At 59.8% G+C, this 11712-nt stretch carries 8 protein-coding genes and 2 pseudogenes; 6 read left to right on the top strand and 4 right to left on the bottom strand.

Annotated elements, in window-relative coordinates; all coding sequences use genetic code 11:
* Nucleotides 1–113: 113 nt before the first annotated feature.
* Nucleotides 114–703, bottom strand: a pseudogene (locus tag DXK50_RS24590) (type IV secretory system conjugative DNA transfer family protein); the annotation flags it as partial.
* A gap of 27 nt (nt 704–730) precedes the next feature.
* On the opposite strand from DXK50_RS24590, the pseudogene DXK50_RS25090 reads away from it, so the two are divergent.
* From DXK50_RS25090 to DXK50_RS24565, 6 genes and pseudogenes are all read left to right on the top strand, one after another.
* Nucleotides 731–948, top strand: a pseudogene (locus tag DXK50_RS25090) (universal stress protein); the annotation flags it as partial.
* A 213-nt stretch (nt 949–1161) separates the two neighbouring features.
* Nucleotides 1162–1650, top strand: a complete 489-nt coding sequence (locus tag DXK50_RS24585) for a sigma-70 family RNA polymerase sigma factor (protein WP_212632116.1) — start codon at nt 1162–1164, stop codon at nt 1648–1650.
* Nucleotides 1651–1746: 96 nt separating this feature from the next.
* Nucleotides 1747–2706 (top strand): FecR family protein, encoded by a 960-nt coding sequence (locus DXK50_RS24580; RefSeq protein ID WP_212632115.1) that lies wholly within the window; start codon nt 1747–1749, stop codon nt 2704–2706.
* 108 nt (nt 2707–2814) lie between these two features.
* Nucleotides 2815–5679, top strand: coding sequence for a TonB-dependent receptor (locus DXK50_RS24575; protein WP_212632114.1), 2865 nt, complete (start codon nt 2815–2817; stop codon nt 5677–5679).
* An 18-nt stretch (nt 5680–5697) separates the two neighbouring features.
* Nucleotides 5698–8487: a M16 family metallopeptidase gene (locus tag DXK50_RS24570; RefSeq protein WP_212632113.1), complete on the top strand. Its 2790-nt coding sequence runs from the start codon at nt 5698–5700 to the stop codon at nt 8485–8487.
* Nucleotides 8484–10169 carry an ABC transporter ATP-binding protein/permease gene (locus DXK50_RS24565; protein ID WP_212632112.1) on the top strand — a complete coding sequence of 562 codons (1686 nt, stop codon included), beginning with the start codon at nt 8484–8486 and terminating at the stop codon, nt 10167–10169. Before DXK50_RS24570 ends, DXK50_RS24565 begins: the two co-directional genes overlap by 4 nt.
* Before the next feature lie 327 nt (nt 10170–10496).
* Here the strand turns inward: DXK50_RS24565 and DXK50_RS24560 are convergent, their stop codons facing one another.
* The 3 genes from DXK50_RS24560 to DXK50_RS24550 form a co-directional block, all read right to left on the bottom strand.
* The gene (locus DXK50_RS24560; protein WP_212632111.1) at nt 10497–10643 is read right to left on the bottom strand and encodes a hypothetical protein; all 147 of its coding nucleotides are present in this window, start codon (nt 10641–10643) and stop codon (nt 10497–10499) included.
* A 3-nt stretch (nt 10644–10646) separates the two neighbouring features.
* Nucleotides 10647–11369, bottom strand: coding sequence for a zeta toxin family protein (locus DXK50_RS24555; RefSeq protein ID WP_212632110.1), 723 nt, complete (start codon nt 11367–11369; stop codon nt 10647–10649).
* A 61-nt stretch (nt 11370–11430) separates the two neighbouring features.
* On the bottom strand, nt 11431–11649 hold the full coding sequence (locus DXK50_RS24550; RefSeq protein WP_212632109.1) for a DUF2274 domain-containing protein: 219 nt from the start codon (nt 11647–11649) through the stop codon (nt 11431–11433).
* Nucleotides 11650–11712: the final 63 nt, after the last annotated feature.

Genomic DNA, 11712 nt, shown 5'->3' with positions numbered 1-11712 from the left:
TCGTAAGGATTTATGATGGTAGACCATTGATAGCATCAAAAACCTCACGACCTTGAGGATTTCTATCAATTCACTTGGGCGCAAAAGGAAATCCACTTTCCGCGTTTAGCGTGGATCAGCGGCTTGGTGCGGCTGATATCCGAGGGCGGCACCACTAGGTACAAAAACACCGGATGCTTAGCCGAGATCAGGTCGGCGATGCGCCAGTCGCAGCGCGATGTGACTTCGGCCATCGTCAGGTCACGGTACAGGCCGAGGAAGGACTGGGCCGGCGTAGAGCACGTGCAGGATGGCGCCGACCAGCAGCGCATGGTAGGTCTTCTCCTAGTGGTTTCGCCGCTCCAGCGCGCCCTCCGGATCGACCAGAATATCGGAGATGTCCTGCAGATCGCGCACCTCGTGGGTGCCGCGACGCAGTGATGTCGTGAATCACGCCGAAGCTGGCCAGGAGAGCAGGGTGGGTACCATCAGGCCGACGCCCTTGCCCGAGCGGGTCGGCGCAAAGGTGAGAACATGCTGGGGGCCTTCGTGACGGCTGGTACTGGTCTTTTAACTGGCCGAGGAAAACACCCGCCGTCTGGGGCAGGCCAGCTTTGCGAACTCCGTCCGTATCGGCCCAGCGCGCCGAGCCATAGGTCGTGACCCGGCGAGCCTGGCGCGCCCGCCAGATAGCCATGCCGATGGCCACCCCTAATGCCAGCAGGCTAGGGCGATGGCAGTGCAGATGGAGGCGGCCAGTTCCACTCTCGCTGCGGCAGGACGCAGGGTGCAAACCGCCATCCGTGCGGGGGAAGTAGAGCCGGCACTGCATGCCTACCAAGAAGAGCACGGCATTGACCTGCTCGTGACAGGCGCCTATTGGCATTCTCGAATCCGGCAGTTCCTGTGGGGAGCACCACTACCCACATGTTGCGCACTACGACCACTCCGTTGCATCTGTTGCGCTAGGTCGGTGAAGGGGCAGCACGGACTTGAAGGCGCGGGCCAGTTTCCTCAACAGGAGACTCAAACTAAACCTCCTCCAGCACATGTGCTTGTGATACTGATTTATTTTCAGCTAGGAGAGGTGGATAAGTTCTGAGGTTAGGCTAAATGCTATTTATTGATAATAATTCGCATTAATGGTAGTTTGCTGATCCCTTCCTCAACTCTTTCCGCTCCGTGTCCGACTCGCGCCACAGACTCGATCTCTATCTCTCGCACCGTTCAGGGCTTGTCGACTATGCGGCCCCCATTGTCGGTAGTCGCGCTGGTGCGGAAGATGTTGTGCAAGAGGCGTGGCTGCGCTTTGTCGCTGTCCAGGGTGCGATCACCCAGCCAGCCTCTTACCTGTACCGCATCGTGCGTAACCTTGCGCTCGATCATGTCCGTCGAGATCGCGGCGAGAGCAGTGGTGACGACGCTTCTTGGCTGGATAGCATCGCCGACCAGGCTCCGGGACCTGAGGCTCACGCCGTCAGTCGTAATGAGCTGCAGCGTGTCGGTGAAGCGCTTGAACGGTTGCCGGAACGCACGCGCCGTGCATTCGAGCTCTACCGCCTGCAGGGCTATACGCTCCAGCAAGTGGCTGATGCCATGGATATCTCGATAGGCACAGTTCACCAACTGGTGCACACCGCATTGCGCAGCTGTGTCGACGCGCTGGAGTAGTTATTAGTTGAAAGTCTCCATTGCCTGCAACGTCTTTTGGTCATCAGTAATGTCCTGTGCGACCCTGTGCGACCTTTTTCGGAGCGACTAACGACAATGACCGGCGATCACCGCGACCCAGTGGACTTGGCTCTGGAGTGGCTGCTGCAGGTGCAGCAGAACCCGGAAGATAGTCAGCTGCGTGAGCGTCTCGCTGACTGGCTGGCTAGTGATGATGCGCACCTCATCGCTTATCGCAAGGCTGAGAGAGTGTGGGGAATCACCGGCCTGCTGCCACCACGGCAGCATCCGGTCGAGTTGCCTTCAGCTGTTTCGAGGGTGCAACCAGCTAGGTCAGAGCCCCACCGTCGACGACGTTTTGCACGGGCAGTCGCTGCTGTGGCTGCATGTTGCACGTTGGCGCTGCTGGTGCAGCAGCTCCACCCAACTCTACGTGCGGATGTAGTGACCGCTACCGGCGAGCGCAGAGAGGTACAGTTGCCGGACGGTAGCCAGTTGAGCCTCGATGCGCAGTCTTCCGTTGTCCTCGACTTCGCTGATGGGCGTCGCGAGGTTCGGGTGCTAACGGGGCAGGCTTACTTCGAGGTAGTGAAGGATTCTGCGCACCCCTTCCGTGTGCTCACCGGTCAGTTGAGCGTGACTGTGACTGGTACGGCGTTCAACGTCGACAGCATGCGCCAGCGGGTCAATGTTACGGAGGGCAGTGTTCGCGTCTCCGGACCTCATTCTGCCGAAGCCAGTCTGCTTCCTGGGCAAGGTGTGGAGCTCTCTGCTGACGGTGCTCTGCAGTCAAATGATCAGCCTATTGGACAGGTTGCTGCGTGGCGGCAGGGGCGTCTGATCCTGCGTCAGGAACGCATCGCTGATGTTATTGATGCTTTGCGCCCTTACTGCAGTGACGTCTTGCTGTTGCGTGACAGCGAATTTGGCGAGAAGCGTATCACTGGCGTGTACGACCTCGACGACCCTGATAATGCTCTTCGCGCGATCCTGCGCATCCATGGTGGCGAGCTGTCACGAGTGGGGCCAATTTTGCTTATTGGCGGCAGGGGTTAAATTTTTTTCGAAGATTTCTGAAAAAGCTGGTGCCTCACTGCGTCTTTGCTCCCGAGCGATCCAACTGATACGGATTCGCATTAAACTTTATCGGGGAGTTCGCGGTATATGCAGGTGCTCAGAACACGCAGCCGTCCACGCCTATCCGTACTGGCACTGACCCTTGGCACTCTGTTATCCAGCATGTCGGCCGCTGCGGCACAGGATGGTGCTGCGGGTTTGGTGCAGGTCCGCCACTTTTCTATCCAGGCCCAGTCACTGACGGAGGCACTGATCGAGTTTGCTCAGCAGAGTGGTGTGCAGGTCAGTGCGGACGCCGGACTGCTCGATGGCGTACGCAGCTCCCCAGTCGAGGGGGAGCTGAGCGGTGGGGACGCCCTGCAGCAGTTGCTACGCAGCACCGATATCGAATGGCAGCTTAAGCATGGTGTCCTGACGCTCCAGAGGCGCCGGGAGCAAAACGACTCTCTTATCCTGAGTAGTACGGTTGTTTTGGGGCAGGCGGAGAATCCTTATCAGGGCGAAGAGCGGATTGATCGACGCGCCATCGAGAACTTCCCTGGCGCCAATGGCGACTTGACTAGCCTGCTGAAAATGCATCCGAACGTGCGCTTCGACACCACCCAGCAAAGTTCAAACACCCCCGGTGAGCTGAACCCGGCGGATATCAGTATCAACGGTGCCAGGTTCTACCAAAACAACTTCATGGTCGATGGCGTCAGTATCAACAACGACCTGGATCCCGCAGCCAGCAGTGCTAGCCGCAACAACTACAACGGTATCTACGACCTGCCTAGCAATGCTTTCGGCATCGCCCTCGACGCCGACTTGTTGGAAGAGGTGCGGGTCTACGACAGCAACGTACCGGCGGAGTACGGGCGCTTCAACGGCGGGGTGGTCGATGCCATCACCCGCCGCCCGCGCGAGGGCTTCCACGGCAAGGCCTCGGTCAGCATGAGTCGCTCGGAGTGGACCGAGTATCACCTCAATGGCGATGAGATCAGTGACGAGGAGTTCGAGCTTTCCAGCGACCAGGCCAACCAGCCGGAATTCAAGAAACTCACCCAGCGCCTGATGCTCGAAGGGATGGTGACGGAGAACTTCGGTCTGATCGGCAACTTCGTGCGTAAGACTTCGGAGATCCCCGTCTACTCCTATGACGGCGGCTATCAGAGTCAGGCCGACTCGAGCAAACGCGAGCAGACCCGCGAGATCAACAACTACATGCTCAAGGGATTCTGGACGCCCAACGATCGGCTCGATCTGACATTTGGCCTGGTGGATGCACCCGCTGGGGGGCAGTACTACAAGGCCAACCAGAAGAACTCCGGCTTCACCATCGATCAGGGCGGGCAGACCGCCATGCTTCAAGCCGTCTGGTCCGGTGATGCGGTGACCTATACCAACAAGCTGTCCTACAAGATGGTGCAAACCTCGCGCGATGCCGACAGCAACGTGCTCAAACAATGGCGCTGGTCGCAGGCAAAGAACTGGGGCAATCCCTACCGCAACGGTGCTCTGTCGAACACCGCCACTAGTATCGAGGGCGGCATGGGAGATCTGGAGCAAAGCCAGACCGGCTACGAGTACAGCCTCAAGGGCGAGCTGCAGGCGTTCGACTTTCTTGGTGCCACACACCGTGTGAGCAGCGGGCTGGAGATTGGCTATCAGAAGGCCCGTTACGAAGTCACGGAAGACTCCTGGACTGCCTCTACGCCCTACCTGACCACCTTCAGCGGCAGTACTTCCTGCGCTACCGCGAGCGGCGCGCAGGATAGCGAATACTGTTCGGTCAGCGTCAATGCCACGGGCACCGCGCAGCGCCAGTATTTCCGTAATCTCAATTACTATCGTGCCGGCGAGATCAACGTCGAGCAGACCGACTTCGCCCTGTTCCTGCAGGACGATATCCAGATCGGCCGTCTCAATCTTCGTCCGGGTCTGCGCCTGGACGGCGACGACTACATGGACAAGAAGACCCTGGCACCACGCTTCGCCGCTAGCTACGACTTTTTCGGCGACCAGAGCAGCGTGCTTAGCGGCGGCCTCAACCGCTACTACGGACGCAACCTGTTCAAGTACCGCCTGGCCGACGGCCGTGAGTCACTGCGCTGGCGTGCCACTCGGGGTACCTCGACCGGCGATATCATTACCGATTTCGGTACCATGGTGAACTACGGGGTGGATGAGTCCAGCTTCCGTAGCCTGGATATCCCCTACGACGACGAGTGGACCCTGGGCTTCGCTCAGGAGCTGGCCGGTCTGCGCTTCGACCTCAAGTACGTGCACCGCGACGGCCATGACCAGGTGGTGCGTGCTCGCGCTCGGGACCTGGGCCTGGAAGAGGGCGACGGCAGCAACACCATTGCCAACTATTACACCTACACCAATGCCGGTGAGAGCCGCAGCGAGACGGTGACCCTGAGCATCACCCCGCTGCGCAACCTGCGCTTTGCCGGCACCCTCACCACCTGGCAGCTGGCGCTGGACTGGAACGAGACACAGAGCAACAACTCGAGCTACGAGCAGCTCTTCAATCAGGAGGCGCTTGCCGACGATGACGTGTATTTCGATGGCAAGTTGATGCCTTACAGCGAGCTGCCTACGGATAACTTCAATCGCCCCTGGACGGCACGCTTGAGCACCGTGACCAGCCTTCCGCAGTTGAACCTGACTTGGAGCAACTTCTTCCGCTATCGCGGTGCCTACGAGCAGATCTTCCAGAGCAATCCCGACAGCATCGTGATTGACGGCACCACCTACGACTATTACCAGACTGAACAGGTGCGCGCAGCGCCTACCTGGGATACCCGCATCAAGTGGGAGATTCCCACAGCAGATGAGCAGGCCCTGTATGTCGCCCTGGATATCACCAATGTCACTGACGAGGTCAATGACATTGTCAGCGACAGCGGCACTTTGAGTTACGAGATCGGCCGCCAGTACTGGCTGGAAGTCGGCTACACCTTCTGAGCATAGCGAGAACGCTTGATGAAAATGATACGCACGGGGCTGCTGGCCTCGCTGGCGCTGTTCGGCGTCGCCTGCACCCAGCAGCCTTCCGCTGAGGCTCCCACTTCTGCACCCCGTGATGAGCGAGTCTTGGAGGGGCGCCTGGAAAATGGTCTGCATTATCGCCTTGTGTCGACCCAGGATCAGCCCGGGCGTCTGGATATTCGCCTGCGCGTCAATGCTGGCTCGGTGGATGAAGATGCCGATCAGGTCGGGGTTGCCCACTTGCTGGAACACATGCTGTTCTACAACCTCGACGCTCGACAGCATAACGTGCGCCAGCGGCTGCAGGCCGCCGGATGGGTGCAGGGCCGTCACTTCAATGCCATGACCAGTGCCGAGCGCACCCTGTATCTGCTGAGCCCGCCTGCTGGCAATCAGGACACCGAACTGGCGCTGCAGGCGCTGGCGCAACTGCTGCTGAAGCGCGACTTTGGAGCGGCTGAACTGGAGTCGGAGCGGCCAATCGTCATCGAGGAATGGCGTGGCGGCTTGGGTGTGGCGCAGCGCATGAACGACCAGCGGCGTGACAGTCAGCGTGTCGGCTCGCGCTATGCCGGGCACGCGCCGATAGGTTCCGAGACGGCTATTCGCCAGGCTACGGTGGCCAGCTTGTGGGACTTCCATCAACGCTGGTATGCGCCCAACAACATGCAGCTGAACATCGTCGGCGATTTCGAGCCGGCGCTGCTGGTGGCGCAGATTGCCCGAGCGCTGGGCGACGCACCGCGCCGCGAGCTGCCGCGGCGAGAGCTCGATTTGCCGTATCAACCTGGCCTCAAGGCGTTCCGTTTGCACGACAGTGAAAGCGGCAGCCACCAGGTGAATCTGCTATTCCGTGGCCACTACCAAGCCAATCGTGCCGATTCGTCTGCGGGACAGCGCGAGCGCCTGCTTGACCGTTTAACCACGCGCATGCTGCAAGTACAGCTGCAGCGCCAGGCGGTGCCGGAAGGCGTGCGCACTTTCAGCATGCAGCGCGCCCAGTTCGGTACGCGGTCCGAGGTGCTGGCGCTGTCTGCCGCGCTGGACGAATCGGTACATGAGCAGGCGTTGCAGGCGCTACTGGAGGAGGTGCAGCGCATCCGCCGCTTCGGCTTCTACCAGGCAGACCTGGATCGAGAGAAAGACAAGCTGCGCAAGGTCGCGGAGAACATGCTGGAGCGTGGTGACGAGCGTGACTTTACCGACTGGGTGCAGCTGTTGAACGATCCGAGCCAGGCTGAGCGGCGTATCCAGAGGCGCAGCACGATTGCCCGCAGTAGCCTAGAGTTGCTCGAGTCCATTCGACTCGATGAGATTGACCAGCGGCTGCGGCGCTGGACTGACAGCCAGGATCTGGTACTGCAGATGAGCGCGCCTAACGGTCGGCCGCTGCAGCTTCCCGATGCGACGCGCTATCAGCGGCTGCTGGCCGCTATAAATGTTGCAGCCCTGGCTGAGCCTACACCCTACGTGCCGCCTGCACCGGTAAGCGTGCCAGAGCTGCCAGCGGCGGTGCGGCAAGGCAGCGTGCTCGGCACGCGGCATTACGAGGCGGAGCGGGTGCAGTACTGGACGCTGAGCAACGGCGATCAGTTGGTCTGGCTGCGGCACCCCGATGCAGCGGGCAAGGCATACCTGCAGATCTATGCCAGCAGCGGCTACCGGCGTCCCGGCACCCAGCCCTGGCTGGAGCAGAGCGCCAGCCAGATGGTCTGGGCCAGCGCGCCGCAAGGCTTCGACGAGGCGCAATGGCAAGCCTGGCAGCAGCGCGAGCGCCTGCACTTGGGGCAAGAGCAGCAGGCTCTGCATACAAGCTTCAGTGCCGAAGTGGATGCACAGCGTTTGCCCGAGCTGTTCGCACTCTATCGCACGCGTGTCACTCTGCCTTCACTGCCCCTGAAGGCCGTGGTGCAGGTACGCAATGACCTGGGCCGCAGCCTGCACAAGCAGCAGCCGACCGCTCGACAGACTCAGGAGCAGGCGCTGGCGCAGCTGCGTTTCGGCCCGCAGCCAAGCGGCCTGCCCGATGCCGCCGAGCTGGCCGGCCTGAACCGCGAGCAGCTCCTGGCTGCCTGGCAGCGACAGATGGCCGCGCCGGTCACCTACTATCTGGTGGCCGATGTGCCGGAGGCGCAACTGCGTGAGTGGGTCAGCCGCGAGCTGGCCGGCATCCCGCGTACTGCCGTGGCAGGTGCTGAGCCCCTGTTGCAGCTTCCGGGCGCACGCCGTCAGCGCGTGCTCGGCGCCATCGAACCTCGTGCCACCCTGCAGGTGCTGGGCTACTCCGAACACCCCTGGACGCCGGAAGACGCCGTGCGTGTGGCCAGCCTGCGCCAACTCGCCAGCGAGGAGCTCAAAGCGCGTTTGCGTGGCGAGGCGCGAGGCCTCTATCAACTGACCTTCGACAGCGAGTTGAACCCGCGCACTGGTCGACTGGAGACGCGCTTGCTGTTCAGTTGTGACCCGCAGCGCCTGGATGAACTGTGGCGCCAGGCCGATGCCGTGCTGCGCGAACTGCCACAGCAGATCGACGCCGCCAGGGTCGCGCGCCTGCGTGAGGAGCTGCGCCGTGAGGAGCGGCAGCGGTTGGAGGATGGGGCCACGCAGTTGCATCGCTTGATTCTCAGCGACAGGCGCTGGGGTGACCCGCGCTACCTGGCCACTCAGGGTGGCCTGGCCGATGCCTTGCAGCCGGAGGCGCTGCGAAGGTTGGCCGAGCAGTTGCTACCAGCCGACAACCGCGTTCGCCTGGAAGTATTGCCGCGTCCGGAGCCCGAGGCATGAGGCTGCTGCGTACCTTTCTGCGTCTGGTAGGCCCCTACTGGCTGGATAAGCGCAACTGGCAGGCCTGGCTGTTGCTGGCCAGTATCATTGGCCTCGGCCTGGGCATCGTACAGATCAACGTCCTGATCAACGCCTGGAGCAAGACCTTCTACGATACCCTGGGCGAGTTCGACACTGATGCACTCTATGGGCTGATGGGCGAGTACTCGCTGTATATCGGCATTTTCGTGCTGATCGCTGTGTACAAGGCTTGGCTACGCAAGGCTCTGCTGCTGCGCTGGCGACAGAGCATGAGCGAGCGCCTTATCGGCGACTGGCTAGACGGCCAAGCCTACTATCGGCTGGGCTTGGACGGCGAGCCGGACAATCCGGACCAGCGAATTGCAGAGGACGTCAATCTGCTGGTCACGCGCAGTGTCGACCTATTGGTGTCTTTCATCACCAATATGGCTCAGGTTATCGCGTTCGTCGGCATCCTTTGGGCGCTGTCCGGCACCCATGAGTTCGAACTGTTCGGCTATCAGTGGCAGGTGGAGGGTTATCTGGTATGGATTGCCGTCATCTACACACTGATCGGTACACTTTTTACCCATTGGCTTGGGCGTCCTTTACACCGTCTCAATTATGCCCAGCAAAGTCGTGAAGCTGACTTTCGCGCCGATCTGCTGCGTAAACGTGATCATGCTGAGCAGATCGCGCTCTATCGGGGGGAGGAGGCTGAGTATCAGCAGCTACGTATGCGCTTTCAGGCCATTGCCGAGAACTGGTGGCGGTTGATGGTGCGCGAGCGCAACCTGGGTTTTTTTGTGGTCGGTTACGATCGCGTGAGTAACATCATTCCAATCTTCGCTGCATTGCCGCTGTTCCTGGCCAAGACCATCACCCTGGGCGGTCTGATGCAGATACGTACTGCCTTTACAGCAGTACAAGGGTCACTGAGCTGGTTTATCAGTGCCTACACCACGCTGGCCGAATGGAGCGCAACCGTCGAGCGTCTTGGTCAGTTTGAGGAGGCCATCTCGCGCACCCGTCATCACGTTCGGGAACCGTTATGTGGTGAATGTCTGCGGTTGGATCGGGTGGATATCCTGCTGCCAAACGGCGAACCTTTGTTGTGTGACCTGCGTGGGCAGGTGCTGTCGGGGGAGTGGGTACGTCTGGCAGGCCCCAGCGGCCTTGGCAAATCCACCTTGCTGCGGACGCTACAAGGCTTGTGGCCTTACTGTCGTGGAGTCTGGCAGTTGCCTACTGGGCGCAGTTTGCTGTTGCCGCAGAAACCATACCTGGCAGCGTTGCCGCTCCGTGAATTGTTGGTCTACCCGTCGGTTGAAAAGGTGGCAGATCAGCGCCTATGCGAGGTGCTTGAGCTCGTCGGGTTGCAACACTTGGTCACTCAGCTTGAGCGTCAGACCGAATGGGAGCGGGAGCTTTCAGGTGGAGAGCAACAGCGCCTCGGGCTGGCAAGGGTCCTGCTGTACCGGCCCAGCACGCTCTATCTAGATGAGTCGACCAACCAGCTTGATGACCAGGCCGCCCAGTCACTTTTGGCTATGCTCCGGCGCGAGTTGCCTGAGTGCACGGTGATTGGAGTCAGTCACCAGCAGCGTGTCCAGTCGTTGTTTGATCGGAACTTGGAGTTGACCGCGCAACACGGAAAAATGACTACTGCGCTACCTGCATAGGCCGTGTCTGGTAGTGATGGCTTGGAGGGCAGTAGATTTCCGGGTTGTACTTTTTGCACGCCAATACCATACCGGTGCCAGTTCAGAGATGAACGGTGTCTATTTTGGCAACATATGCACCCTCTGACGCGCGTCATGCAGAGTAGTGAAGGCAGATTCGTTGAGTTAAGCAGCGATATAGGCGTTGCAGGAATGGGGAGGCTTCAAAAGCGTCTCTACGCTCTGTAGATCCATGGATTTTCAATTCCCACAAAAAAGCCGCCTTTGAGGCGGCTTCTTGCAGAACATCACTGTCATGCTGCGGGCATACAGCGAGAGGCAATTATTTCAGGCAAGCGCCTGAGTCTCTCTAATGCTCTTCGCTTCTTCGAGCACCTTGCGCTGGCTTTCGATGGCGCGAGCAGATGCAGCGCCATAAGCGGCGCGCTTAGCAGCATCAGAAGGGCTCGGGTTGCCCGCATGAACTCTTTTCATCGATTAGGCCTCGGTTAAAATTCGATCAAGCTCAGTGGCAGAGTATCCAAAGGTGACCAGAGCGTCAATTTCGTCAGCGCCGACGTTGAGCTCCACGGCTTGGTTACTCCCGTCAGTGTCTTTGACGATCAGGTCAACCTTGAGTTGCAGGCGAAAGCTCTGTTTCAGCACCTTCACAACCTCCTTCGCTGCGAAAAGCTGCCTGATGAACTCGGCCTTCGGGATGTTTCTTCCCTCAGTGAGCTCCCGGGCTTTCACAAACTCCCAGGCAAGCAAGGGATCCTGATAGACATATACGATAGTGATGTCCCTGTTGCGTCTCAAGGAACGCTCGACGTTTCGTCGAGCTACCTGCTCGTTAGCAAGCGTTCCATCCAGCAAAAATGACTGGCGTTGCTCAAGGACAAGGTCATGCAAGCGCTCGACGATGCTGTTCACGGCTCGTTGGAACAGCCGAGAGTTGTTACCTGTGTACTCGGGAAAATAGACACGTAGGTCATCTGGGTCGATTCGCAGAGCTCTCGCCCCGACATCTTCGAAGCCTGCAATCAGGGCTTTGGAAACCTCCGTCTTACCCGCGCCAGGGGAGCCTGCCATGAAAACCGAGACAGGCGTTTCCTCCCCAGGATATGCCCTGACATCTGCTATTTCTCTGGCGATGCGAGTCCTGTTTGCCTTTGCGAAGGCAATTGCCCGCTGCTCAATACCTACTTCTTCTTCCGTCATCGACCGTGGCAGTACTCTCGGCTTTGGTGACGAAGCCTAACAGCGTGGCGACAGCATGTCCTCAACTCGACGCTGCCTTCCTGAACACCCGATCCCTCGCCATAAAAGCTTCCAGCATGTGCGGGATGAGCGTCAGGGCGTCGACCTCTTCGCCATAGGTATGCGAATGCAGTGCCGCGTAGCGCTCGAGGTCGGCCTTCAGGCTGGCGGGGCAAGTGAAGGTCAGCTTCAGGTTCTCGGTTTTCGGCAGCGGGCCGAGACGCAGTTTGGTCGTGCTCATTGCGAACTCCTTTGTTGAACGGTGATGGGCTGGTAGGGGCGCAGCACCAGATCGCGGTTGACG

Origin of the sequence: Pseudomonas sp. KB-10, from assembly GCF_018221585.1 — a bacterium.
Lineage (GTDB): Bacteria > Pseudomonadota > Gammaproteobacteria > Pseudomonadales > Pseudomonadaceae > Aquipseudomonas > Aquipseudomonas yangonensis.
This window is presented reverse-complemented; position numbering and strand designations above follow the sequence as displayed.